Source organism: Phenylobacterium deserti, assembly GCF_003254705.1.
Classification (GTDB): Bacteria; Pseudomonadota; Alphaproteobacteria; order Caulobacterales; family Caulobacteraceae; genus Phenylobacterium; species Phenylobacterium deserti.
This window is the reverse complement of record NZ_QFYR01000006.1, coordinates 1-25,067: the sequence shown is the minus strand read 5'-3', so window position 1 is coordinate 25,067 and position 25,067 is coordinate 1. Positions and strand designations below refer to the sequence as shown.

General features: G+C 68.5%; 23 protein-coding genes, 1 tRNA gene and 1 rRNA gene. 8 read left to right on the top strand and 17 right to left on the bottom strand.

Features of this window, described 5'->3' with window-relative positions; all coding sequences use genetic code 11:
• Positions 1–35 precede the first annotated feature (35 nt).
• A complete protein-coding gene (locus DJ018_RS18335; protein ID WP_111516439.1) occupies positions 36–680 on the top strand; it encodes an arylesterase in 645 nt (214 codons plus the stop codon).
• A gap of 7 nt (positions 681–687) precedes the next feature.
• Here DJ018_RS18335 and DJ018_RS18330 read toward each other — a convergent pair whose 3' ends face one another.
• The 3 genes from DJ018_RS18330 to DJ018_RS18320 all read right to left on the bottom strand — a co-directional run bounded on the left by DJ018_RS18330 (position 688) and on the right by DJ018_RS18320 (position 2,521).
• Entirely contained in the window at positions 688–1,278 is a 591-nt protein-coding gene (locus tag DJ018_RS18330; RefSeq protein WP_111516438.1) for a phosphatase PAP2 family protein, read from the bottom strand.
• Between the two features lie 113 nt (positions 1,279–1,391).
• On the bottom strand, positions 1,392–2,069 hold the full coding sequence (locus tag DJ018_RS18325; protein WP_111516437.1) for a sugar transferase: 678 nt from the start codon (positions 2,067–2,069) through the stop codon (positions 1,392–1,394).
• A 263-nt stretch (positions 2,070–2,332) separates the two neighbouring features.
• On the bottom strand, positions 2,333–2,521 hold the full coding sequence (locus DJ018_RS18320; protein WP_111516436.1) for a hypothetical protein: 189 nt from the start codon (positions 2,519–2,521) through the stop codon (positions 2,333–2,335).
• Between the two features lie 326 nt (positions 2,522–2,847).
• On the opposite strand from DJ018_RS18320, the gene DJ018_RS18315 reads away from it, so the two are divergent.
• The 5 genes from DJ018_RS18315 (at position 2,848) to DJ018_RS18295 (ending at position 10,032) form a co-directional block, all read left to right on the top strand.
• The gene (locus tag DJ018_RS18315) at positions 2,848–3,528 is read left to right on the top strand and encodes a polysaccharide biosynthesis/export family protein (protein WP_111516435.1); all 681 of its coding nucleotides are present in this window, start codon (positions 2,848–2,850) and stop codon (positions 3,526–3,528) included.
• Positions 3,529–3,762: 234 nt separating this feature from the next.
• Entirely contained in the window at positions 3,763–5,970 is a 2,208-nt protein-coding gene (locus tag DJ018_RS18310) for a GumC family protein (RefSeq protein WP_111516434.1), read from the top strand.
• 17 nt (positions 5,971–5,987) lie between these two features.
• Positions 5,988–6,941 carry a glycoside hydrolase family 16 protein gene (locus DJ018_RS18305; RefSeq protein WP_111516433.1) on the top strand — a complete coding sequence of 318 codons (954 nt, stop codon included), beginning with the start codon at positions 5,988–5,990 and terminating at the stop codon, positions 6,939–6,941.
• Positions 6,938–8,476 carry an O-antigen ligase family protein gene (locus DJ018_RS18300; RefSeq protein WP_111516432.1) on the top strand — a complete coding sequence of 513 codons (1,539 nt, stop codon included), beginning with the start codon at positions 6,938–6,940 and terminating at the stop codon, positions 8,474–8,476. Before DJ018_RS18305 ends, DJ018_RS18300 begins: the two co-directional genes overlap by 4 nt.
• Entirely contained in the window at positions 8,473–10,032 is a 1,560-nt protein-coding gene (locus tag DJ018_RS18295; RefSeq protein WP_111516431.1) for an oligosaccharide flippase family protein, read from the top strand. Before DJ018_RS18300 ends, DJ018_RS18295 begins: the two co-directional genes overlap by 4 nt.
• Before the next feature lie 77 nt (positions 10,033–10,109).
• Here DJ018_RS18295 and DJ018_RS18290 read toward each other — a convergent pair whose 3' ends face one another.
• The 10 genes from DJ018_RS18290 to rlmJ form a co-directional block, all read right to left on the bottom strand.
• Positions 10,110–11,102 (bottom strand): glycosyltransferase family 2 protein, encoded by a 993-nt coding sequence (locus tag DJ018_RS18290; protein ID WP_111516430.1) that lies wholly within the window; start codon positions 11,100–11,102, stop codon positions 10,110–10,112.
• Positions 11,102–12,340, bottom strand: a complete 1,239-nt coding sequence (locus DJ018_RS18285; RefSeq protein ID WP_111516429.1) for a glycosyltransferase family 2 protein — start codon at positions 12,338–12,340, stop codon at positions 11,102–11,104. Before DJ018_RS18285 ends, DJ018_RS18290 begins: the two co-directional genes overlap by 1 nt.
• Before the next feature lie 193 nt (positions 12,341–12,533).
• Entirely contained in the window at positions 12,534–13,712 is a 1,179-nt protein-coding gene (locus DJ018_RS18280; protein WP_111516428.1) for a glycosyltransferase family protein, read from the bottom strand.
• Positions 13,713–13,785: 73 nt separating this feature from the next.
• Entirely contained in the window at positions 13,786–14,928 is a 1,143-nt protein-coding gene (locus DJ018_RS18275) for an L-lactate dehydrogenase (RefSeq protein WP_111516427.1), read from the bottom strand.
• Between the two features lie 37 nt (positions 14,929–14,965).
• A complete protein-coding gene (locus tag DJ018_RS18270) occupies positions 14,966–15,649 on the bottom strand; it encodes a cytochrome b/b6 domain-containing protein (protein ID WP_111516426.1) in 684 nt (227 codons plus the stop codon).
• 2 nt (positions 15,650–15,651) lie between these two features.
• A complete protein-coding gene (locus DJ018_RS18265) occupies positions 15,652–16,140 on the bottom strand; it encodes a c-type cytochrome (RefSeq protein ID WP_111516425.1) in 489 nt (162 codons plus the stop codon).
• A gap of 59 nt (positions 16,141–16,199) precedes the next feature.
• A complete protein-coding gene (locus tag DJ018_RS18260; protein ID WP_240609608.1) occupies positions 16,200–18,341 on the bottom strand; it encodes an AsmA family protein in 2,142 nt (713 codons plus the stop codon).
• Positions 18,342–18,408: 67 nt separating this feature from the next.
• The gene (locus DJ018_RS18255; protein WP_240609622.1) at positions 18,409–18,957 is read right to left on the bottom strand and encodes a sugar transferase; all 549 of its coding nucleotides are present in this window, start codon (positions 18,955–18,957) and stop codon (positions 18,409–18,411) included.
• Positions 18,958–19,032: 75 nt separating this feature from the next.
• Complete coding sequence (locus DJ018_RS18250; protein ID WP_111516423.1) at positions 19,033–19,506, bottom strand: hypothetical protein; 474 nt, start codon at positions 19,504–19,506, stop codon at positions 19,033–19,035.
• A gap of 67 nt (positions 19,507–19,573) precedes the next feature.
• Positions 19,574–20,404 (bottom strand): 23S rRNA (adenine(2030)-N(6))-methyltransferase RlmJ, encoded by an 831-nt coding sequence (gene rlmJ, locus DJ018_RS18245; RefSeq protein WP_111516422.1) that lies wholly within the window; start codon positions 20,402–20,404, stop codon positions 19,574–19,576.
• Between the two features lie 119 nt (positions 20,405–20,523).
• Here rlmJ and DJ018_RS18240 point away from each other — a divergent pair, with 119 nt between their 5' ends.
• On the top strand, positions 20,524–21,624 hold the full coding sequence (locus tag DJ018_RS18240) for a DNA topoisomerase IB (protein ID WP_111516421.1): 1,101 nt from the start codon (positions 20,524–20,526) through the stop codon (positions 21,622–21,624).
• Here the strand turns inward: DJ018_RS18240 and DJ018_RS18235 are convergent.
• Positions 21,621–23,624: a TonB-dependent receptor gene (locus tag DJ018_RS18235; protein ID WP_111516420.1), complete on the bottom strand. Its 2,004-nt coding sequence runs from the start codon at positions 23,622–23,624 to the stop codon at positions 21,621–21,623. The genes DJ018_RS18240 and DJ018_RS18235 overlap by 4 nt on opposite strands.
• 298 nt (positions 23,625–23,922) lie before the next feature.
• On the opposite strand from DJ018_RS18235, the gene DJ018_RS18230 reads away from it, so the two are divergent.
• On the top strand, positions 23,923–24,213 hold the full coding sequence (locus DJ018_RS18230; protein ID WP_133254329.1) for a hypothetical protein: 291 nt from the start codon (positions 23,923–23,925) through the stop codon (positions 24,211–24,213).
• Positions 24,214–24,275: 62 nt separating this feature from the next.
• On the opposite strand, the gene DJ018_RS18225 is transcribed toward DJ018_RS18230, so the two are convergent.
• The 3 genes from DJ018_RS18225 to rrf all read right to left on the bottom strand — a co-directional run.
• Positions 24,276–24,788 carry a hypothetical protein gene (locus DJ018_RS18225; protein WP_111516418.1) on the bottom strand — a complete coding sequence of 171 codons (513 nt, stop codon included), beginning with the start codon at positions 24,786–24,788 and terminating at the stop codon, positions 24,276–24,278.
• 63 nt (positions 24,789–24,851) lie between these two features.
• Positions 24,852–24,928 (bottom strand) — tRNA-Met (locus DJ018_RS18220).
• Between the two features lie 56 nt (positions 24,929–24,984).
• A 5S ribosomal RNA gene (gene rrf / locus DJ018_RS18215) occupies positions 24,985–25,067 on the bottom strand; the annotation flags it as partial.

The window sequence follows — 25,067 nt, the reverse complement described above, 5'->3', positions numbered from 1 at the left end:
GTGGGAAGTTCAGGTCACCCTAGATAGGAAGCCGAATGGCTGAAACATCCGACTTCTCCACCACACGACGGACCTTGCTGGCGGCGGGCCTGGCCGTCTGGCCGGTGACCGCCCTCGCCGCCCGCGGCAAGGTGGTGACCATGCTGGGTGACTCCATCACCGCGGGCCTGGGCCTGCCGGCGGCGGCGGCTCTGCCGAACCAGCTGCACCTGGCGCTCGAGCGAATGGGCGTTGCGAACGTCGTGCGGGGCGCGGGCGTAAGCGGCGACACCACGGCCGGCGGCGCCTCGCGGGTCAACTTCAGCGTCCAGCCGGACACCAGCGTGTGCGTGGTGGCTCTGGGCGGCAATGACCTGCTGCGCGGCATCGATCCGCGGACCAGCCGCGCCAACCTCGAGCGCATCCTGACCCGCCTCCGGGCGCGGCGCATGGGCATCGTGCTGGCCGGCATCGCGGCGCCGCCGGAGATCGGCCGAAACTATGCGCGGGACTTCAACGCCATCTTCCCCGCCCTGGCTCGGCAGTACGGCGCGGCGCTCTATCCGGATCTTCTGGCGGGCGTGGGCCGCAGGCGGGCGCTGAACCAGCCGGACGGGATCCATCCCAACGCCGAGGGGGTGAAGATCATCGCGCGCGGGCTTGCGCCCGTCGTTGCGAAAGCTCTGGCGGCGCGCCCGTAGGGCAGGCTCAGCTCGGCGGGCCTCTCAGCCGGGCGCCCGAGCGGGCCAGGACGAACCAGGCGGCGATCGCCCAGGCGGCGCCGACACACCAGCCGCCGAGGACGTCCGTGGGCCAGTGGACGCCGAGATAGACGCGGCTGAAGCCCACGCCGACCACCACCAAACCCGCGGTGATGAAGATCATGATCTTGGTGGCGCGCCGCGCTTCGAGGCTGGCGATCAGCACGGCCAGCGTCAGGTAGGTCGCCGCAGCGAGCATCGAGTGGCCGCTGGGAAAGCTGCCCGAGTAGACGTAGCTGCCGTGGGACACAAGGTCGGGCCGGGGACGGGCGTAGACGAGCTTCAACGCCTCGCTGCAGAACTGAGCCAGCAGCACCGTGCCGGCCATCACTGCGGCATGCCGGGGCCTGCGGTGAAACAGGAAGATCAACACGGCCAGCACCGTGACCAGCGTCAGAACGGTGAAGCCGCCAATGGCGGTCACGTCGCGCATGGACTCTTCGAAGGTGCGCGAGCCGATCGGGTCGTTGGGATCGGCCGGATTGCGCAAGGACAGCAGGATCTGCCGATCGAGGGCGTCCGTATCGCCCTCGCTCACTTCAGATGCGACGTTCAGGAAGGCCCAAACCGCCGTCGCGAAGACCAGCAGCAGAAGGAGGGCCCGGCTCTCGATGCGGCGGAGCAGGCCGATGAGGCCGGGCGCTGGGATCTTCAGTAGGAACCTCGACGGGAGAGAACCGCAGGAACAGTCGCCGCCAGAACGTAGGCGTCGAGCAGGAAGTTGCGACGCTTGGCGTAGACGCAGTCCATAGCGACGCGCTGGGTGTAGGTGGTGTCGTTGCGCCCGCTCACCTGCCAAAGGCCGGTGATGCCCGGCTTGACGGTGCAGTACTGGCGGAAGCGGCGGCCGTACTTGGCGATCTCCGCCTCCACGATGGGACGGGGGCCGACCAGGCTCATTTCACCGCGCAGCACGTTGAACAGCTGCGGCAGCTCATCGAGGCTGGACTTGCGCAGGAAGGCGCCGAGACGCGTCACGCGAGGATCGTTGCGCAGCTTGTGGTCCTTCTCCCACTCCGCGCGAGCGACGGGGTCGGTGGAAAGCAGCTTGGCGAGCCGCTCTTCGGCGTCCGCCGCCATGCTGCGGAACTTGAAGCAATAGAAGTAGCGACCATTCCGCCCGATGCGTCGGTGGGCGAACAGCACGGGGCCGCCGTCCTGCGCATAGACTGCGATCGCAACGGCGATCATCAGGGGCGCAAGGAAGATGAGGGCGGCCAGAGCGACCAGTATGTTCATCGACGAGGTCAGCGCCTGGTCGAGGGACAGGCTCGTCGGCGGCCCTGAAGGACGCGCGACTGCCCGCGGTGCGTAGGTGAGTTCTGACATCGGGGCTCAATCGGAAGCACGCTTGGCAAGGCCTGTCCTTGCCGAGACGGGCCATCAACCAGTGGCCAAGCCTACGGTTCCGCCCCGAAAACAACAAAATCTCGCTTGGCGCAGATGGCGCCTCAGAAGTGGGCGCAAGCGCCTGCGCCGAGGCTACGCTTGCAGCCACGGGTGGAGGTATTCTGCTGATTTTTCAGTGGAAATCATGAAACGACGCACGCCGTGAGTGCGTCATTTCGCAAGGCCTGCCTTCTACAGAGAAGCTAGAAAATCTTTGCGTCGGGAGAGGCGAAGGAACGGCTCTCGCGCAGCAGCCGATCGATAGCGGCCTTTGCCAGGTCACGGCTCTGGTCGGCGCCTCGGCCAACCGTGACGCCGTCCTCATCGTAGACGCTCCAGCGCCAACCGTTCTCAGCCTGGCTGAGCGAATAGGCGAACAACGGCTCCTGCATGACGACAACTCCGGGTACTTACGAGCACACCAACAAGCGACGCGTAGTCGGAGTTTCGCGGCGCCAAATGTTTTTCGCAAGTGCGAGATGCCGAGGCGAGCGCCAGTCCCGCCAGCCGCAGGCGGGTAGGTCAATTGTCAGGCGCCGTTGCATCGCTACAGCGGCCGTCAGGGCGTCGGCCAGTCACAAACCGATGATCTGCCGTGCAGCTTGACTGAATTCCGCTGCAGCGCGGGAACAGCTTCCACCATGAGGGAGTTGGTTGGCCGCGGCAGAAGGTTTCAAGCCAGCCGCAATCGTCTGGTCGCGATTTTGGAGTCAACCACATGCGTAGGCGTCTGCCCTCGCTCGTCGCCGCGGCGCTTATCGCGTCTGCGGCTTCGCCGGCGTTCGCCGGCGGTCCGCCCTTGCCACCGCCGGACACGGTGACGCGAGCCTCGCTCGCCGCCGTCGACTACCGGATCGGGCCCCAGGACACCCTGGACATCAACGTCTCGCAGGTGCCCGACCTGACCCGCACGGTTCAGGTCGACACCAGCGGCCGCGTGCTGCTGCCCATGGTGGGCCAGATGCCCGCTGCTGGCCGCACGCCCGCCGAGCTGTCCGACGACATCGCAACGGCGCTCAAGGCCAAGTACATGAAGGACCCGCAGGTGGTGGTCACCGTCAAGGAGGCCCAAAGCCAGCGGGTGACCATCGACGGCGCGGTCAACGCACCGGGCGTGTACCCCCTGACCGGCCCGACCACCCTGATCCAGGCGGTGTCGCTGGCGAAGGGCCCCGATCCCAAGCTCGCCAACGTCAAGCGCGTGGCGGTCTTCCGGCAGGTCGGAGGCGAGCGCCGCAGCGCCTTCTACGACCTCAGCCAGATCCGCTCGGGCAAGGCTCAGGACCCGCAGGTCTATGGCAACGACATCATCGTCGTCGACACCTCCGGCGGGAAGTCCTTCATCCAGAACTTCCAGGGCGTCTCCGGCCTGGTGGGGATGCTGATCCGCCCGTTCTAAGGGCGCCCGTCGCGTTTTGCGGTCCCTTCGTCGGCGGCCCGGTTCCATGGCGGAACCCGGCCCCTGCGAAGGGATTATTGGCGAAGCTAGTTTCCGTTTGTGGGTGGGGCCTGGGGGCCCGTGTTGGAGAGCGCGCAATGAGAGGGTTTCCAAGCCCCTGCGCGCCGACGCCGGACCGGGGCCATATCGGCCTCCGGACCTCCACCCTGCCGCACGTCTGATCGCAGGTCCAAGATGAACAACCTTATCCCGATCTCGCACGAGCTGCCCGTGGCGCACCCCGGGCAAGCGTTCCGGCCGATCGAACCGGAACGCATGCACCTGCGTCAGCTGTTCGGCATCCTCCTGCAGCGGGCCAAGCTCGGGCTGGGCGTCGCCGGCCTGGTGTTCGTGCTGGTGCTGATCGCCTTCGCCACGAAGACGCCGGTCTACAGCGCCTGGGGCTCGGTGGTGATCGACCCCAAGCAGCAGAACCTCGCCAGCGTGCAGCAGCCGAACGGCGCGCCCGCCGACACCAGCGCGGTGGACACTCAGGTGGAGATCCTGCGCTCTCGAGCCGTTGCTGAGCGCGTGGTGCGCAAGCTGCAGCTCTGGAACGATCCAGAATTCAACTCGGCCATGGCGCCCGGCATGTTCGGCCTGACGCCGGCCAAGCCGCCGATCGCCAACCCCAGCAAGGAACTGGTGGAACGCACCACTGAAGCGGTGCTGTCGCGGATGTGGGTCCGCCGCGCGGGCCTGACCTACGTGGTCCAGGTCGGCTTCAACTCCACCTCGCCGGAAAAGGCCGCTCTGGCAGCCAACACGGTGATGGACAGCTACCTTCAGCTCCAGCTGGACGAGAAGCTGAACGCGGTGACGCGGGCCAACAGCGAACTGGGCCAAAGCCTGGAGCGCATGCGCCGCGACGCCGAGGTCGCTGAAGCCCGGGTGCAGCAATACAAGAACGCCAACGGCCTGTTCAGCGCCGAAGGCGCGACCATGGCCGAGCAGGAAGTCTCGACGATCAACCAGCAGCTGGCCATCGCCAAGGCCGAGACCGCCGAGAAGCGCGCCCGCCTGGCGGCCGCCCAGCAGCAGCTGCGCAACGGCAACGGCGGCGCCGATGTCGGCGCGGCCCTGGGCTCCGAGACGATCATGGAGCTGCGCAAGCGCGAGGCCGAGCTTTCGGTGCGCCTGGCCCAGTTGCAGACGGACTTCACCAACGACTATCCGGAAGTGAAGCGCACCCAAGCCCAGCTGCGCGACATCCGCGGCCAGATCCAATCCGAGATCAACCGCATCATGTCCAACCTGCGGGCGGAAGCCACGGCCGCCGCCGGCCGCGAGGCCTCCCTGCTGTCGAGCCGCGGTCAGGCGCAAGGCGGTCTGGCTGCGAATGGTCAGGCGCAGGTCGGCCTGGTGGCCCTGCAACAGCGCGCCGACGCCGCCAAGCAGATCTACGAAGCCTATCTGAACCGCGCCAAGACGGTGGCCGCCGAAGGCAGCCTTCAGCAGGCCGACGGCAGCATCAACTCGCGCGCCTCGGTCCCGACCTCGCCCTACTCGCCGAACATGAAGATCGCCGGCGCCCTCGCCTTCCTGGCGGCTCTGGTGGCGGGCGGCCTGTCGGTCCTGATCGCCGAGTTCTGGGACAAGCACCTGCGCAGCCGGGTGGACGTTGAGCGTGAGCTCGGCGTGCCGTTCGCCGGCGTCCTGCCCGACTTCCGCTCGATCAAGCCCAAGGGCCTGCGCGGCCCGCAGGCCGAACCGTCCGAGTACCTGGTCAGCCATCCGTTCTCGGGGTTCGCGGAGGCGTTCCGCAACCTGCGCGCCTTCCTGATGGTCAGCGATCCGACGGGCGACTCCAAGCTGCTCGCCATCACCTCGGCGGTGCCGCGCGAAGGCAAGAGCCTCACCTCCTTCTGCCTGGCCCGCACCCTGGCGCTGTCCGGCTCGCGCGTGGTGCTGGTGGACTGCGACCTGCGTCAGCAGGGGGTCACCAAGCTGATCGGCAAGAAGGAAGTGGGTCTGGTGGAAGTGGTGCAGGACAAGGTCCCGCTCACCGAAGCCCTGGTGCACGACGCCAAAAGCAACTGCTTCATCCTGCCGGCCGGCAACTCGGTTCCCTACGACCTGTTCTCGAACCCGGACACGGACGAGGTCTTCCGCGAGCTGTCCAACCAGTTCGACTACGTCATCCTGGACGCGCCGCCGATCCTGGGCGTGGCCGACGCCCGCATCCTGGCGGGCAAGGCCGACCGGGTCCTCTACCTGGTGCAGTGGAACAAGACCCCGCTGCGCGCCGCCCAGTCGGCCGTGGACATCCTGCAGGAGTGCGGAGCCAACGTCGCCGGCGCCCTGCTGACCAAGGTCAACGTCAAGGGTCAGGCTCGCTACGGCTACGGCGACAGCAGCGACTACTACGGCTACTTCAAGAACTACTACATCGCCGCAGCGTGAGGCTCGGCGGACGCGCGATGCAGACCAAGCGTACAGTAACTGGCCGCTCCCGCACCGCGGGAGCCGGCGCAGCGGTTCTCGCCCTCGCTCTGGCCGCATGCCTCCGGGCAGGCGAGCCCGCCGCCGCAGCCACCCCGCCGCTGACCAAGGCCCCGGACGGGCGGCCGCTGCAGCTCACCTTTGCGGATGAGTTCGACAGCTTCCGCCGGTTCCGCAACGGCCAGGGCGTGTGGCGCACGACCTTCCGTGACGGGAACGACGTGTTCAGCAAGTCCGGCAAGGACGACTTCGAGCTGCGCACTCTCAAGTGGAACAAGGAGCTGCAGCTCTACGTGGATCCGGACATGCCGGGTCACGCTGGACCGCATGGCGACCATGAAACCATGGCGCCCATGATGCACCGGCCGCTGGGCCTGGATCCGTTCAAGGTGGGCGGCGGTACGCTGACCATCAGCGTCGACCGCACGCCGGCGGCGCTGGAAAGCCAGCTCGGCGGCTTTCGCTACATCTCTGGCCTGATCACCACCCAGCCGTCCTTCCACCAGCAGTACGGCTACTTCGAGATGCGGGCCAAGCTGCCCCGCGGCAAAGGGATATGGCCGGCGTTCTGGCTGCTTCCCCTCGACCTGAGCTGGCCGCCCGAGATCGACGTGATGGAGAGCATCGGCGATCCGTCCACGGTGTTCGTCAACGCCCACAGCAAGGTGATCAAGGCCCAGACCAAGGAAGTGAAGGTCTCGCCGGACGACTTCCACACCTATGCCGTCGCGTGGGACCGTCAGAACCTGACGTTCTTCATTGATGGTCGGCAGGTCGATCGCCGCCCCACCCCGGGCGACATGCACAAGCCTATGTACATGCTGGCCAACGTGGCGGTCGGCGGCGACTGGGCCGGTCAGCCGGACGCCAGCACGCGCTTCCCGGCCGGCATGACCATCGACTACATCCGCGCCTACAGGTTCGCCCGATGACCGCGTCCTGGGACAGCTTCCGCGGCTCGGCGCGTCCGCGGCGGATCCGCGGTGGGGAGATCCCCGCCCCCGGCGCCCTGAGCTGGCGTCAGCAGCGGCGCATGATCCTCGAAGCACAGAAGGCGGCGCGGGAGCGCGCCGAGACCGAGCAGACCGAAGCGGCCGCGCCGTCCTACAACGAGATCCGGATTGGTCGCCTGCGGCTGGACATCGACGCGGTGTTCACCTTCGCGCTGATCATACCGATGCTGTTCGCGGCCAACGCCGGCAGCCTCAGCGCCGCGGCCCTCGCCGGCCTGACGCCGCTCTATGTCTTCGCCCGTCGGCGGCAACTGATCCAGGTGCTGATCCCGCGCCTGTTCCTGCTGTCGGTGCCGATCTACGCCCTGGTGACGACCGTGTGGTCCGAAGCGCCGGGCGAGACGCTGAAGTACGCCATCGAGTTTGGCATCACGGTCGCCATCGGCCTGTTGATCGCCACAGCGCGGAACCAGGAAGCGGTCCTCAAGTCGCTGGCTTTGGCGTTCCTGATCTACGTGGTCGCCTCGGTGGCGCTCGGTGGACGAGTGGCCGTGGGCGCGAACGGCGGCACCGCCTTCTCGGGCCTGACCTACAGCAAGAACCTCCTGGCCGACATCACGGCCACGGGCCTCATTGTCTCGCTGGCGGTCGGCATCATCGCGTTCCGGAGCCGCAGCTGGTTCTGGATGGGCGTGGCCGGCCTGGCCGTCGTGCTCGACTTCTACGTCGTGCTCGCGGCGCGTTCGGCCGGCGCCCTGCTCGGCCTGATGATGGGCGCCCTGCCGATGCTGACGCTGGCCCCGCTGGTGTGGGCGGGCAAGGCGGTGCGGGGATGGCTGACGGCCACCGTCACCGTCGTCTTGCTGGCCGCGGCAGTCACCCACAAGTGGCTGATCCAGACGGTGATCGAAGTCGGCGCTTCGGCCTTCGGCAAGGACGCCACCTTCACCGGCCGGACCTACATCTGGTACCGCGCAAGCGAGCTCATCAAGGAGAAGCCCGCGCTAGGCATGGGCTACAACGCCTTCTGGCTGCAGGGCAATGTCGACGCCGAGGGCCTCTGGCAGTTCGGCGGCATCACCAATCGCAGCGGCTTCACGTTCCACAACACTCTGGTCGAGATCCTGGTGACCATGGGCTGGGCGGGGGCGGTGATCTGCATCGCCTGTCTGGTGATCGGCGCCTTCTTCCTGATCCGCAAGTTTGTCACGCGGCCGACGCTGCCGCTGGTCTTCTGGATCAGCCTGCTGCTGTACGAGATGACGCGGATGCCCATCGAGAGCATCGCGATCCTGCCGTTCTACTTCTCCACCGCCTTGATCTTCGCGGCCCTCGGCTCCGGCTTCAACGGAGTGAAGCCGGCGCGGGTCCCGCGCGGCGCTTATCGCCACCAGCCGCAGGTCGTCGAAGTGCGGCCGATCCTCTACGCCACGACGACCTGGGCTAACCCCACACTGTCGGCCGTCCGGGGATCGCTGCGGATCCGCCAGCAAGGCAGCGGAGATCCGCGATGACCGCCGCCGGACATAGCGCCCCGGGCGCCGCGGCCAAGCCCGCACGCACTCGCGCGCAACGGACCTCGCTCGGCGCCTTGGCGCTCAGCGCGTCCAGCGCCCTGCGACTGACGCTTCAGTTCGCCATGCTGCCGGTGCTGGCCCGCCTGGTCGGCCCGACCGAATACGGTCTGGTGGCGCTGGCCATGCCGTTCATCCTGCTGGCCAACGTCGTGGCGGACGGGGGCATGAGCTATGCGCTCGGCCGGCGGCGAGAAGCCAGCCCGACGCTGGAGTCGACCGTCTTCTGGCTGGGCGGGGCGATCGGCCTGACCCTGGCCCTGATCTGCTGCGCGATCGCCTATCCGTTGAGCGCCCTGCTCGACCAGCCCCGGCTGCCCGGTCTGCTGATCGCGCTCAGCCCGGTGCTGCTGCTGAACAGCCTCACGCCCGTCTCGAACGGCCGCATCATCCGGGAGGGCCGCTTTGCGGTCTTTGCGGCCGGCGACTGCCTGTCCGCCGTGGTCGCTGCCGCCACCGCGCTGACCGCCGCCATGAACGGCGCGGGCGCATGGAGCCTGGTCGCCCAGCAGCTGGCGCTGTGGATCACCAAGTTCGTTTGGGTCACCTGGAAGGGCGGCGCCACCATCCGCCGTGACTTCCACTTCGCGGAAGCCAAGCCGCTGCTGATCTTCGGCTTCAGCACCATCGGTGCGATGCTTTCCGACTTCGCGGCGCGCAACCTCGACACGCTGATCATCGGCGGGGTGCTGGGCGCGACGAGCCTCGGCTTCTATTCGATGGCCTACCAGATCATCCGGGTGCCGGACATGCTGATCGTCGGACCGCTCTACCTCTACATCTTCACCGCCGTATCGCGGACCGGCAGCGGCGGACGGCCCGAGGCCATCCACGAGCTGGCCCTGGCGAGCGTGCGCCTGAGCGCCGCCGGCCTCATGCCGCTGTTCGTCGGACTCGCGCTGGTCGCTGACCTGGCGGTGAGCGTCGTGCTGGGGTCCAAGTGGCTGGGCGCCATCCCCTCGCTGCAGCTGCTGGGCGGGGCCGGTTTCGCCATCGGCATGTGCGCGATGATGGCGACCAACCTCATGGGTCGCGGGCGCGCTGGCCTGCAGTTCCGGCTATCCCTGCTGCTGGCCACGACTACCGTGCTGACCGTCGCCGGCTCGGCGCGCTTCGGCCTGGGCATCGTCTCGGCGACCCTGAGCCTTGGCCTGCTTTCGGTGATGACGATCTACGCCTTCTGCCTGGCCCGCGACCTGAAGATGCCGTTCGCCCGTCTGGCCAGCGGCTTCGTGCCGGCCGCGGTCGGCTGCGCCGCCATGGCGGGCGCCGTGCTGCTGGCGAGGCGCGAGCTCGCCCAGGCGCCGCCTCTGCTCGAGCTCCTGGCCATGATCGTGCTGGGCGCCCTCGCCTACGCCGGCGCGCTGTGGCTGGTGGCGGGTCGGCGCCTGATCGGGGACGTGCGGGCGTTCGCCCGGGCTCAGGCCGACAAGCCGACCCAGGAAGCCGCCGCCGGTGCCGCCGAGATCGCCGAGACCTCGCCCGGCCTGGTCTGATCTGAGATCTCAAATGCAGAAAGGCCGCCGCTTCGGGCTGAAGCGGCGGCCTTTTCGTTTGATCCGGCTGGGAGCTGCTAGGCCGTTACGGGCCGTACGGGCGGAGCGCCGGGGCGCTTCAGCCGAGCAGCGAGCCGCTTGAGCCGGGCGGTTATCGGCATGGTCAGCAGCGGCCAGACGCTGGGGCTGGTGAGGCTGGCGGCCATGGCGCGTGGCAGGTCGCGCGCCTTCAGACGCTCGATCACCCGATCGTAGACCAGGGCGTTGCGCAGCGAGCGGCGGCGAGCCGCCTGGGCCTGCCGCACGTCCTTTGGCTGGCGCATGAACTCAGCGTCCAGCGCGCCGTCGGCGGCGATCATCTGCTCGATGTGCTCGCGCCGCATGACATGGGAGATGGAGGCGCCGTGCTTGCGGTAGCGGTAGAGCGCGGCGGGCTCCAACCGCAGCTTGCGGCCGCGCAGCAGCAGGCGCAGGACGAGGTCGTAGTCTTCGCCGATGCGCAGATCCTCGCGGTAACGCAGCTTTGGCGTTTGCAGAGAGGCGGCGCGGAACAGCGGCTTCAGGTAGCCCAGCACGGGCCCACGCGAATAAAGCCGCGCGCCGGCGATGTACTCCGCCAGATCGATCCACCGCGGCTGGACGAAACCGCGGCCGGCCAGAAACGGCTTGCCCGGCTGTAAGGAGCCGTCCTGGAAGACCATCAGGTTGTCGACCACCATGTCGGCGCCGTCGGCTTCGGCGCGTGCAACGAGGCGCTCCAGCCGGTCGGGCTCCATCAGGTCGTCACTGTCGAAAACTGCGATCCAGCGGCCACGCGCTTCGTCCAAGGCGCGGTTGCGCGCCACAGCTGGCCCGCCATTGCGCGGCTGGACGAACACGCGCACGCGCGGATCGCCTGCGGCGGCCTGGCCGATCACCGCCAGGCTGTCGTCGCTGGAGCCGTCGTCAACGATGATCAGCTCCAGAGACGCAAGCGTCTGATCCAGAACGGAGCGCACGGCGGCGGCGAGATGAGCCGCGCCGTTGAAGTTGGCGGTGATGACCGAGACGACAGGTTGATTGTCGTTCATCACGCTCCTCGCGCTGGCGGAACGATCTTGGGCAGCGGTTCGCCGCGAACCAGCTGGACCCAGAAACCGGCCGACCAGGCCAAGTGCATGATCATGGCGGCGGGGCCTGCAAAGGCGGCGGCGCTGTCACGCTGACGCACGCCGAGCACGAGACCGAAGCCAATGGCCGCACAGGCCCAGAGCAAGGCGGGGATGGCGAACGCCCAGAAGAAGGGCGCGAGCAGGAGCGAGGCCACAGCCGGCGCGATCGCCAGAGGCACCGCCTGGCGGATCTTGAGCGCCGTGTGGTGCTTCAGCACGGTGCGGGCGCGGCCCTTGCCGTAGTTGAAGTACTGGCGCGCCAGGGCGCCGGGGGTGTTGCGCGGATGGTAGCCGATGCGCAGCTTGTCGGTGAGCCAGATCCGGCCGCCCTGCTTGGCGAGACGCAGGTCGAGTTCGGCATCTTCGTTATGGCTGAAGCTCTCGTCGTAGCCGCCGATCGCTTCATAGGACTCGCGGCGGAACAGGGCGTGGTGGCCATGGTCCACCCATTGGCCTTCGCTGGCCAGTCGGTGCGCGGAGCCGCCGGTGCCCAGGACGGAGTTCTGGGCGGCGGCCACAGCACGCTGGAACCAGTCCTCGCCCACCGTGTCCATCGAGACCACGACCGAGGCCGCGCCCGTGCGCAAGGCTTCGCTGACCAAGGTGGAGACGTAGTTGCGAGGATAGTCGGCGTGGGCGTCCACCCGCACGACCCAGGGACGGTCGCCAGCGAGGGCGCGCACGGCCTGGTTCATGCCGGCGCTCTGCAGGCGGCCGGGATTATCGACCAGGCGAACGCGCCGGTCGTGGATGGCGATGTCGCGGACGATCTCGCGCGTACCGTCGGTGGAGCCGCCATCAGCCACCAGGACCAGCGGGTCCACGAGGTGGTCGTCGTCCAGGATTCGGGCGATCACCTTCTCGATGATCGGCGCTTCGTTCAGCGCGGGGATCACCACCAGCGCCCGCTTGGCGGCCGCAGGCTCCAGCGAGGCCTCGCGCGCCGGCGCGTCGACCTTCAGTTCAGTGTCCGGAAGCCGGATGAAGGATTCGATCGACAGCGGCTCCCAGCCGCCGGCGCCAGGGCCGGGCGTTTCGAGGGCGGCCTCATCGGCCGGCGCGAAGGAACGCTCCTCGCCTTTGGGCGAAAGAGCCTCAGCGTCACCACGGGCGGGCTTGCGGGGGCCCCGCTCGCCACCGGGTCTCGGGCTAAGCATGTTTCGGAAGTCCGTATTCTAGCGACCAGCGCCGCGTGGCGAAGCTTTCCGCGCGACGGACCTAAAACCGTGAGACCGTCATTGTGTTCCGACCTGCCTTCACCTTCTGTAAAGCTTATTGCGAACGTTGCTCCGCCAGCTCAGGGCGCTCGGTTTGCAGGCGCGGGAGCAAGCTGCGCCGTAGGCCAACAGACTAGGCGACGAGCTTTGCTTTGAGCGGCGGCGCGACGTCTGATGAGAGGGCCTGTCCCTTGCTCACCGCTTGAACGAGGAGTCGGCAGTCGGCCTCCTCGGCCACAAAGGTCGACAGCGGCACGGCTTCGACCTGCCGCCGCAGGGCAAGGTAGTCCTGCGGGCTGAGCCCCTCCAGGAATGCTTCCAGCTCGGACGGATCGCTCAGCCGAACGCCGAACCCGTGCTCGGCGAGGAAACGGCCCGTCTGGAGATCGGCGATCGCGATCGGCACCACCCCGAACCTGGGGCTCTCGTAGAGCCGGTTCGGGAGCAGCCACGACGAGTTCAGGCCCTCTTCCATGTAGTCGATGGCCCAGCTGAAGTGCGTCCGGCCATAGAGCCGCGGCAGGTCCTCGGCGCGGTAGGCGCCGCCGAAGCTCACGTTCGGCGTGGCGGCGACCTGCCCGTCGAAGTCCTTGAACTCGGTGTAGGCCGGGCGGCCGTGGATTTCGATCTCCAACAGGTCGGGGCGGCGGGCGGCCAGAGCCGAGAGGATGTCCAGGCTCTTGCGGCAGCGGATCGCACCCATCCAGCTGATCCGCCAGGGGCGGCCGGGCGCGGGCGGAAGGGGCGGCTCTGCAGGCGCGGCGCCCAGCTCCAGGAGCTTGTTCTCCATGAGCAGGGTCGGGATCTGCAAGCTGTCGCCGACGCCCTGCCGGGGACGGAAGTAGGCATCCAGAAAAGCGGGCGAAGAGACGATCAGCAGGTCGGCCTGGCGCATCAGCGCGCGCTCCACCGTCCGCATGGCGCGGCTCTTGGCGCCCTCTCGCAGCATCAGCCGGTGAATGTCGAGGCACTCATAGGTCAGGGGGCCGGAGAGGCCGCAGGTGCGACGGGCCGCCTGAGCGACGGCGAGCATCTCCAGCGTCCGCGCCATGACCGCTTCCGTTCCCGCCAGCAGCTTGCGCCAGCGGCCGGAGGTCAGGGCCCCCAGAGCAGTGGCCTTGGCGCGGTGCCCCAGACGAGCATCGAAGGTGCGGCCGAGATCGACGGCCGGCGCGCCCGCGACCTGCTCCGGCGCCGTTTCCGTACGGCGAAAGCCCAGCACGATAGGTTCGGCGCCGCCCGCCTGCAGCATGCGTACGCGCCGCGTCACCGCGGGGTCGGCGAGATCGTGGACGAAATAGGCGAGCTTCATGGACGCCCCTCCAGAGCTTCAGCGTGCGGTCGCGAGCGAAACGCACGTGAGCCCATTTGGACGCATCGGAAGCCTAGTCGCGGTCGAGAAGCTCGGGACCTGCCTGCCGGATGGACGTACAGCCGGTGAGGATCATGGCCACCGCGAGCTCGGCCCGCAGGGTCTGCAGCATGCGGGCCACGGCCGCCTCTCCCCCGGCGCCCAGCGCCCACGCCCAGGCGCGCCCGACGAAGCAGGCGCGCGCGCCAAGCGAAAGCGCCTTCAGGACGTCCAGGCCGGAGCGGATGCCGCCATCAAGGAACAGCTCCATCTCGCCGCCGACCGCGTCGGCGATGCGCGGCAGCGCGCTGATCGAGGACCGGACGCCGTCCAGCTGCCGCCCGCCGTGGTTGGACACCACCAGCCCGTCGGCGCCTGCGGCGCGTGCGGCGCGCGCGTCCTCCACGTCCAGCACGCCCTTCACGACGATGGGTCCGTCCCAGATCTGGCGCACCCAATCGAGGTCGGCCCAGGTGACGGAGCGGTCGAAGTTCTTGGCCATCCAGGACAGGAAATCGGTGACCCGCTTGCTGCCCTGCACCGCGTCGGCCACCGAGCCCAGGGTATGCGGGCGCCCGTTCAGATAGACGTCCCAGAGCCAACCCGGATGGGCGAGCCCGTCCTTGGTCTGGTTGAGGAACTGCGGCAGGCCCGAAAGGCCGCTGAAGCCGGAACGGACGTCGCGATAGCGCGCGCCGGGCGTGGGAAGGTCGACGGTGAACACCAGCACCGGGCTGCCGGCCGCCTTGGCCCGCTCCAGCAGGCTCTTCATGTAGCCCCGGTCCTTGAGCATATACAGCTGGAACCAGGGCGCCGGCGCAGCGCGGGTCACCTCCTCCACCGTGCAGACGCCGACCGTCGAAAGGCAGAACGGCACGCCGGCGGCGGCGGCGGCGCGAGCGGCCTGCACCTCGCCGCGGCGGGCGTACATGCCGGCCATGCCGACCGGCGCCAAGCCGACCGGCATGGAGAACGGCTGGCCGAACACCTCCGTGCTCATGTCGAGCTCGGTCATGTCCTTCATGACTCGCTGGCGCAGGGCAATGGCCTCCAGGTCGGCCACGTTCCGCCCAAGCGTCACCTCGGCATAGGAGCCGCCGTCGATATATTCGAACAGCACTTTCGGCAGGCGCCGCCGCGCAAGTTCGCGATAATCCCCGACGGACGCCGCCCGCATTGTTTCCCCCTGCCGCGCTTGCTCCGCGGACCTATTGTTAGAAGCGCAGGCCCTTGGAAACCCACCAGGCGACCGCGGCCGCCGCTGCGGCCGCCAGAAGCGCGATCCAGACTGGAGCGAACCTCAACCCCGGATCGGCGCCGAAGGCGCGCCGGCCGGTGATCATCGGCCAGATCAGGTTGTTGCGCTTGTAGACCGCATAGAGAACCACGGCGGCGATGTGCAGGGCGACAAGGACCTGCAAGGCCGTGAAGCTGAGGTCATGCCAACCGGCGATCACTCGCCCGGTGTCGAAGTCCACGCGATCCGACAGGGGACCGCCCTCGAAGCCGTCCAGGTCGACGGCAAACAGGCCCGTGACCACCTGCACGGCAAGCAAGGCGAGGATCGCCAGAACGCTGAGCGCGCCCAACGGATTGTGCCCGGGCACGTCGGTGGGCGATCGGCTCGGCAGGGTTCGGAGGTAGGCGGCAATGGCCCGCGGCCCGCGCACGAAGCTCGCGAACCGTGCGCTGCCGGATCCGACGAAGCCCCACACAATGCGGAACAGCAGCAGGCCGAGCACGGCGTAGCCGCTCCAGCGATGCCAGGTCAGCTGGCCGTTCTCGGCGGACCACCAGGAAAAGCCCAGCAAGGCGACCAGCCCCCAGTGCACGATCCGCGTGGGGCCATCCCAAAGCCGGGCTCGCACGGCGGCGGCCGTACCCTGCGGCTGCGTCATCCCTAGCGCTTCTCGGGGACGCGGTATTTGTCGTGACACCCCTTGCAGGCTGCGCCAGTGGCCCGCGCCTGCGCGCGGATGGCGTCGAAGTCGCCGCCCAGAGACACTTGGCGGAGCTTGGCCGCCTCGGCGCCGGCGCGGTTGGCCGCAGCGGAGAACCCAGCGGCGTCGCTCCAGACCTCAGGCTTGGCGTTGGTCTTCACGCCCGCCTCAGGGCCGCTGCCTTTGGGAAACCAGGTCGGAACCTGCGCGCTGAGGCTCGCCACCTTTTGCGCGTTGGCGGTGATGACCCCCTTGTCCGGAGAGCCCTTCTTCAGCTCGTCGCTAAGCGCCTTGTTGGCCTGACCGAGCTGCTTGAAGTTGTTTTGCCGCGCGACCACGGCCTTTGCGCCCGCGCCGCCGGCCTGGGCTAGCGCGCCGCCGCCAGCCACCGCCGCGCCGATGAAAAGCGCTGCTGCGACCGCAACCCGCCTGCCGGAAGTCCAGCCCATTCCGCCGCTCCTTGAGTCCCACCTGACGGCTGGACTGTGGAGCGGCGGCGCGCCCGCCGTCAACGGGCGGAGCGCGAGACCTGAGCTTGGCGGACGGGAGCGCCCTCGCGGGAGGCTTCGCCCAGCAAGGCCGAGCAGTTAGCGTCCTTGGCCAGACCGGGATCGATGAAGGGCAGAACCGCGGCCAATGGGCTGACCAGTGCGCCCAGGGCGACGGCCACCCCGCCTTGCGCGATCGCCTTGCCGGGTTCGACGCCCATCTTCGGGCTCAGCAGCGGACCTTGCGCTGTCACCGGCAGCAGCAGCCGGACCAGTCGGAACTCCTTGGCGTGGCCTTGGGCACGGAACGCCATGCGCTCGGTGTCGAGGTTGACCGTGCCGCTGCCCGTGATGATCACTGGGCCCGTATCGACCACCAGGCGATCAGCCGTGAGCACCCCGTCGCGAGCGTTGAAGTGGGCGACGCCGCAGCGGATGGGCGTCATCGACTGGTCCTTCTTCAGCAGAAGACCCAGGCCTTTGGTGACGTTGACGCCGGCCAACTCGGCGAAAGCCTCGCGGATCTCGCCGCCTGGGATCACCAGCATGGCCTCGCCGTCGGCGCTGGCGAACGCCTTGTGCACCGAATTCCCCTCGCCGCGCAGCTTGACCCGGCCGACCAGAGAGCCGGTGAACGGCTGGCCGCCCATCAGCTTGATCGGCATCAGGCTCTCGAGGCGCGCGTTCGCCAGCCGCAGGTCGAGATCGGTCACCGGCGTGCGGTTGCGGGCGTTGAGTTGGACGTTGCCGGAAACCGAGCCCTGCGGGAGCGTAAAGGTCAGCGGATCGGCGCGCAGCAGACCGTTGTCCAGCTTGATGCGCGCCGAGCCCGAGGTCAGGTTCACGGGGGTGTCGCGGATGGACACGGCCTTGTAGGTGACGTCGGCGTCCACCGCACGGATCCGCTCCACAGCCAGGGTCGAGTCCGGGAAGATCCGTTGCTGAGCCGCGAGGTTCTGGGCCACCGCTTTCTGGGTCGCCGACGCGGTTTCACCCGGCTTGGTGGACGGCGCGCCGCCAAAGAAGGCGCCCAGGTCGTCGAAATCCAGGCTGCGGGTCGTGAGGTTCGCCTTGATCAGCGGGCGCTCGCGGCCGAGCTCGACAGACATGGTCCCAGCAAGGTCGCTGTCGCCGACCTTGCCGTTGATGCCAGTGATGCGCCACAGCTTGTCGTCGCGGGTGACCCGGCCGCGCAGGCTGTAGGGCGGGGTGTTCGGCAGCGCGACGCCGGTCAGGCTGTAGATGTCAGCCATGTCGGGACCACGCGCCGTGGTGTTCATGTGGAATTCGCCAAGGTCGAACGGCTTGTCGACCGCGCCCGTGGCGGTCACGACGGTGTCCCCCGCCCGGATATTCGCGTCGAACGGATAAGGCTTGTCGCGTTCGATGTTCAGCAGCGGCCCGCCGCTGACGCGCAGGGTGAACGGAGCCCGGTTCAGGGCGCCCGTGCCCGAGAGTTCGAAACCGCGGCTTCCGCCGCCCAGCCGCTCGCGCGCGTTGATGGTGCCCCCGAAGGTCAGGCCCTTCTTCGCGTCACGGAAATCGAGCTTGCCGTCATTGATGATGAAATTGCGGATCGGCGGGATCCGGGTTCCCTCGCCGGTGTCCTTGCGCCCATCCGAGAAGTCCCAGGTCTTACGGCCCTGAGCATCCGAGTAGAGCTTCACGACAGGCCGGTCGAGCTGCAGCAGAGGCAGGTCCACGCGGCCGCGCAGCAGCGGCAGCAGGCGGATCTGCACGGCGATCCTTTCGAACTCGGCCATACGCCCGCCGCCGGCCCACTTCGGATCGGCGACGCGGACGCCTTCGACAGTCGCGCCAGGCGTCCAGGACCAGAGGCGGACATCCAGGTCGCCGGTGATGGTGACCTCGCGGTGCAGCTTGGCGGACGCAAACCGCGCCAGAGGGCCACGGAACCAGTTCCAGTCCCAGATGGCGATCAAAACCGCGATGGCGATCGCAAGGACCAGGAACACCGCGCCGACCCGCGTGGCCTTCTTCCGGGTCGCGGGCTGATTGAGGCTCGCGCGGGCGCCTTGCAGATGTTGTCGCGTCCAGTCACGGGCGCGCTGGAGCGGCCGGCGAGCGCCGCCTTCGGGCGGCCGCTTGCCGGGATCAGGCCGGCCGTTCGGACCGGAAGGCTTGTAGGTCTCGATGCTCACTAGCTATGGCTCCGCAGCGCCCAGCTGCATCAACGCACAAGCTGACGGATCGAGTTCCCCTCAAAGTTTAATGGCTTATCCCACGGGCGGTCATCGCCGCCCGCACCGTGGCGAACAGGATACGGATGTCGAAGGCGAGCGAGCGCCGCTGGAGGTATTCGGCGTCGAGGGCGACCTTCTGCGGAATCGGCAGCTCGTCACGCCCGTTGATCTGCGCCCAACCGGTCACGCCCGGGCGCAGGCGATGAACGCCGGCCTCTGTTCGAAGCGCTACGAGGTCGTCCTGATTGAACAGCGCCGGACGAGGCCCGACCAGGCTCATGTCGCCGATCAGCACGCTCCACAGCTGGGGAAGCTCATCGAGACTGGTCCGTCGGAGCACCGCGCCGAGCGGCGTCACCCAGCGAGCGGCGTCCGTGAGCAGATGGGTCGCAACGTCCGGCGTTCCGACCCGCATGGTCCGGAACTTCGGCATCAGGAAGATCCTGTTGCCGCGCCCCACCCGTTTCGACCAATGCAAGGCCGGACCGGGGCTTTCCAGGCGCACTGCCAAGCCGATCACCAGCAAGACGGGCCCGAGAAGGACCAGTCCTGTCAGCGCACCTGCAATGTCCACCGCTCGCTTCAAGGCCCCGTCCGTCGCCAGTTCCGCTGCAGGGCGGTTCTAGGCGCCGTCGGCGGGCCCGACAACTCAGACGGTGTCGGGATCGCTGGCCGGTGGGCGTAGACGGCTGCGCCCCTCCTTGCCGGCGGCGGGCGTCGGCGCGACCTCCAGCAAGGGAGAGATTGGCGCAGCTTCGCCGCCTACCGGAATCTCCGGCAGGACAGGCTCGAGCAGCGCCTCGGCCGCACTGGCCGTCTCGGACACCGTTTGCGCCGCCTGCTGCATGCTCTCGCCCGCTTCAAGCGGCGCACGTGCGGCGGCCAGGCTGGCTGTGTTGTCGGCGACGACGGTGAGCGCTGCGCCAGTCGCCCGTGCGGCAGGCTGGAAGAACGCTTCCAGGTTCTCTGGACGCGTCCAACGGGTCATCCACCAGTAGGCGACGCCGCCAGCCGCGGCGGCCATGTAGTAGCCCCACAGCGGGGATACGGCCCCAAGGAAGGCCTCAGGACGAGGCGCGGTCAGCGCCGTTTGGGGACGGGGAAAGTAGGCGAACTCGGACATGGGCGATCTCCATGCGCCAATTGCTGCGCCGCAGCGTAACATCGGCCGGAGCTTCGCGGTTGCAAAATCACCGTGAAGGCAGCCGATAAGTGCGAGCCGCGCCATTTTCGCCCAAGGCCGCGGCTGTCCACCCGCAGATGGCCTCAAGGACCGGAAGCATCTCGACCGCGTCATCCACGAGCACCAGTGCGCAGCCGTTCATCTTCATGGGATCGGTCAGCGGGCGCAGGCGGGTTTCCGCCACGAGGCACGCAGCGCCGCTCTCATCCTCCAGATCGCGCAGAAAGCCGTCAAACGTCTCGAGGTCCTTCAGGGGCAGCCAGATCAGCAGCTTGGCGCCGGCGTTGCGCGCCCGCACGGCCGAAACCGTCTCAACGATGCGGCGGTAGTCGTCCGGCCGCTCGAACGGAGGATCGATAAGCACCAGAACATCGCCCTTGGCTGGCGTGCGCGCCGCCGCGACGCCATAGCCATCGGCGCAAACAGTCTCGACGTGGCGGCGGGCGCCCATGGCGGTCTTCAGGGCCTGGTGCTCCTCCGCCCGCAACTCGCATGCGATGTAGTGGTCTTTCGGGCGGAGGTTCTCGGCGATCAGCCAGGGGCTTCCCGGATAGCGCCGCACTTCGCCGCCCCCGTTCAGGCGCCGGACCGCCTCCACCAGCGCGGCGAACTCCGCCGGCGGTCCGTCAGCGGCCATCAGCCGAGCGACGCCCGCGCGCGCTTCGCCGGAGCGCAGGGCTTCGGAGCCGCCGAGATCGTACAGCCCGCGGCCGGCATGGGTGTCGATCACCGTCAGTGGTCCCGCGGCCGGATCACGCCGGGCCAGCAGCTGCAGCACGGCGGCGTGCTTGACCAGGTCCGCGAAGTTGCCGGCGTGAAAAGCGTGACGATAGTTCAAGGACTTGATCCTGCTGCGGCGGGAGGAACCGGCCCGGCGCGAACCACGTTGCCATCGAGCCGGCGGGGGTTCGTCAGAACACGACCCGCTCCATCCGCGCAACGGGAGAGCGGTCGAACATGGCTGGGGACACCCCCGAAATCGCGGCCAACGACTCGGCGCCGGTGCTTGCCGACGTCGAGGCCGCCGGCCTGAGCTATGTCAGCGACCAAGACCCCGGCATCACCCGCCGCAAGGCGGGGCACGGCTTCAATTACCGCGGTCCGAACGGCGAGACGATCCGCGACGAGCCGACCCTGGACCGCATCCGCAAGCTGGCCATTCCGCCGGCCTGGACCGAGGTGTGGATCAGTCCTGAGCCGAGCGGCCACATCCAGGCCACCGGACGCGACCAGAAGGGACGCAAGCAGTACCGCTATCACGACGGCTGGCGGCAGGTCCGGGACAGCCACAAGTACGACCGGGTGATCGCCTTCGGTCGCGCCCTACCCCGTTTGCGTAAGCGGATCGATGCGGACCTGTCCCGCCGCGGCCTGCCGCGGGAGAAGGTGCTCGCAGCCGTGATCAAAGTCATGGAAATGACCCTGATCCGCGTCGGCAACGAAGAATACGTCAAGCAGAACAAGAGCTTCGGCCTGACGACCCTGCGCGACCGGCATGCCAAGATCGACGCCAAGGGCGCGATGTTCCAGTTCCGCGGCAAGAGCGGCAAGGTTCACCAGACAGGCTTCAACGACCGGCGGCTGGCGCGCATCGTCAAGGCCTGCCAGGACCTGCCCGGCCAGCGGCTGTTCCAGTACATCGGCGAAGATGGCGAGCGGCACGTCGTGGAGTCGGCTGACGTGAACGCCTACATCCGCGAGACCCTGGGCGAGGACTTCTCGGCCAAAGACTTCCGGACCTGGGCCGGCACCCTGGCGGCGGCACAGGCGCTGGCGTTGCAGCCGCCGGGAACAAGCGCAGCGGAGACCAAGCGCTACGTGAACACCTGCGTCAAAGCGGTGGCCGGCCTGTTGGGCAACACCGCCGCCGTGTGCCGCAGCGCCTACATCCATCCGGTCGTGCTGCAGTCCTACTCGGAGGGCGGCCTCAACCTGAAGCCCGGAAAGACCGACCGGGCTTTCGAGCTCGCAGTTTTGCGGTTCCTGGAAGCGGCCCGCGACCACAATGAAGCGGCCGCGGAGAAAGCCGCCGAACAGATCGCGGACGAAGCGGCCTAGCCCCGGATCGCGAAACCGATCCGCACAGTGCGTGGCGCCGCGTAGCTCTCCACTCCATCTGCCGTTTCACCGACTTCCAGCCGCTCGTCCGTCAGGTTCTCGGCCGCGATGTAGATCTCCTGGCGCGCATTCAGCCGCCAGCCGGCCCGCAGGTCGAGTTGGACGCCGGCCGCGAGCTTGCGGCTGTTGAGATCGTCCTCATAACGCTCGCTCTCGAAGCGCAGGTCCGCGGCGAGCGTGAGGCGGCTGGCCGGTCGCCAGTCGAGCCCGGCGGTGACGGTCAGTTCCGGCGTCTGGGCCGGCCGCTTGCCGGTGAGTTGCGGGGCCGAGGCGCCGCCGTCCACTTCCGCCCGCGTCGCCGCGAAGGCGGCTTGCCAGGCCAGGGTGGCGGCGAGTTCACCGCTGGCTTCGCCTTCCAGGCCCCAGGCTTTGATCTCGCCTGCGTTCTGGCGCTGACGCAGTACGCCGCCTGCTGGGACGAAGCCGGCCGTGGGGAAGGTGCCCGGGCCAACGCCCACCGTTACATTGGCGATCGGATCTTGGATGCGGTTGTAGAACAGCGTGCTGCTCCAACGCAGCGCGCCGCCTGTTCCTCCGCCGATGCCGGCCTCGATCCCCTGCAGCTTTTCGGGCTTCAGACCCGGGTTCGCCTCGGTGATGTCGTTGCCGACCCGGAACGGCCGGTGCAGCTCGTTCAGCGTCGGCGGCCGGAACCCCGCGTAAGCCGCCGTGCGCAGCCACATGTCGCCGCCCAGGTCGTAGCGCAGACCCGCGCGGGCGGTCGGCGTCGTGCCGGATGCGTCCGGAGAGGTCTGGTCGAGGATGAAGAGGTTGGTGGCCAGGTCCCACTCGCGCCTGACGGCATGACTGGACTCCCAGGCGTCGACGCGCGCGCCGCCGGTGAGCAGCCAAGGCCCCTGCTCGGCCGAGCCTTCGAAGTAGACGCCGGCCACCTGGGTGCGGCCGCCGGCTTCGCGGCCGCGGGTGAAGCCGCCGTTCATTAGGCGGAAGCGTTCGCGCGCCTCGCCCTCGGTCCACCGCGCATCTGCGCCGGCTTCCCAGGACAGGACACCGTGAACACCCTGCAGCGCGGCGTTGAAGCCATAGCCGACCGCCGGCGTAGCGTACTGGTCGTTGGCTGGCGTCGTGGTCGCCCGCCCCGCAGCCACCGCCACAGAGCTGTTGGCGAGGTCGCTGCCGCGCACCCAGGCCTGCGCCCGCCAGCCGCCGGCGCCTTCCGCCGCCGGTTTGGCGAGCGTGACGGCGGCCGATGCGCCGGACGCGATGGAGCGGGCTCCGACCAAGCCGGCCCCACGCCGCTCTTCGAACGTGCCGAGCCGGGCCGCCGCCTGCACACCGCCAAACGCCCGCTGAGCGCGGAAGGCGAAGCTGTAGGTCTGCAGTTGGAGCGGCTGATCCGCCGCGCCCCTGGCTGCGCCGCGGACTGGCGTGTAGCCCGCGCTGCTTTCGCCCGCGGCTGTGATCAGCACCCCCGGCCCGCCGCCGACGATCGCTGCGCGGTAGCCTTCGCGCTGGGCGGCCGAGATGTCGAGCGCCGCCAGCCCGCCGGTCGCCGGGCGCTCCTGCAAGGCTACGACCCCGGTGAGCGCGCCAGCGCCATACGGCCCTGCGCCCGCGCCCCGGATGATGTTGGCGCCCGACAGACCTTCCGACGGCAGAGCGCTCCAGATCACCCACCCACCGAACGGATCGTTCTGGGGCGCGCCGTCCAGGGTGACCAAGGCGCGCCCGGCGCCTGAGGGCGCGATCGAGCGGAGAGAAAGGCCCTGAGTTGTCGGATTGGCCCCCTCGCTGCTCGTGCGGCGGAACAGGGAAACCCCGGGCGAGCGCTTCAGCGCATCGTCCAGCCGTGGCGTGATGCGCAGCACATCCTCCCCGATCTGCACGGAGTCGAAGGCCGCTTCGCCGGCCAGGGGCGCAAGGCGCGGCGCATAAACAACGATCGCATCCACGGTCGGCGGCGGCAGGACTGGCGGCATGGTACGTTCCGTTGTCAGGCCGGGAGACAACAGGCCCGGGCGGCGCCTCCATACGCAGCGTACGCGCAGTGCGCTACCTGAGATCGAGGTAGGCGGCGCCCAACTGCGCGTCGTGGCGCCGCTTAATTTTGCACTGCAGCAATTCTCGTCTGCTCCGCCGCTGAACGCCTTGCGTCACACCGGCCCGGCCAGCCATACCGGTCCGGCAGGCGCCTAAGGGCCGCGTTCGTGTCGGCGCAGCGACCTGCGAGGAACGCCGCGAAAGGGGTTGGAAGCAACCTCAATCCGGAACCGAAAAATGACCCGTATTCTTTGTGTCGCGGCCGCCTTGGCCGCTTTCGCCGCCCTTCCGGCCAGCGCCGGCTCGATGGCCACTGTCCGCGTATCCACAGTTGGCAAGTCGCCCGAACAGCTGGCTGTCGACATCGTCCAAGCCGCCAAGAAGGTCTGCCGCCGCGCGAACGCCGGCGCCACCTTCGAAGACGCCTCCGTTCGCGCCTGCGTCCAGGCTTCCGTGCGCGACTCCGTCGCCCAGGCGAAACTGCCGGCCCTGAGCGAGATCTCAACCACCCGTCTGGCCATGAACTAGCCGTCCGACACCCGGTCGACCTGGGCGGCGGACCCGACGGGCCTCCGCCGCCCAGCGTACCGTCAGCGGGTTTCGTCCCGCTGCAGCCCTTGGTCCGTGTCACACCGCCCGTCGCGCGCCTTGGTCTCGACGACGCTGGCGATCAGTCTCGGACCGCGCGCCGTCGGCAAGGCGGTGCTCACCAGGACGTTCAGGTTACGCCTCACCAAGGCCGCGTTGCAGAACGTCTCTCGGGACGCGAACGCCCCGGGCGCCCATGCCGTCTTCGCCGGCGTAAAGCGCTCCCGCCGCGCCGACATCGCCCCCAGCACCGCCTTGCGAACCGCGACGGTCTCTCCGCCGTTCACTCGAACTGTGCAGGCGCCGGTCTCCGGCTCGCGGCGGATCTCCACGTCCTGTCCCTTCACGTCGCTGACGGGGGCTTTATCGATGACCGCCGCCAGACATGCACCCATGGCCGATCCAGCCTCCTGGGGAGGCTCCGCTCGAGCCGCGAACGGCAAGGCCAGAACAGAAGCGAGAGCCAGGTGCGCGATCTTCATCAGGGCGACGTGCCCGAACGATGCGGCGGTCATGTGGCGAGCGGCCGCCCAAACAGCAGAACGCCCCCGGCGTTGAGCTGGGGGCGTTTGTGTATTTGGGTGCGGGGACAGGATTTGAACCTGTGACCTTCAGGTTATGAGCCTGACGAGCTACCGGGCTGCTCCACCCCGCGGTGATGCCGGTGTTTTGGTGTCGTGATTGGAAGGGTTGAGATGATCCGTTTTGTAGACCTGGCGGCGACCTACTCTCCCGCGCCTTAAGACGAAGTACCATTGGCCCGGAGAGGCTTAACGACCGAGTTCGGGATGGGA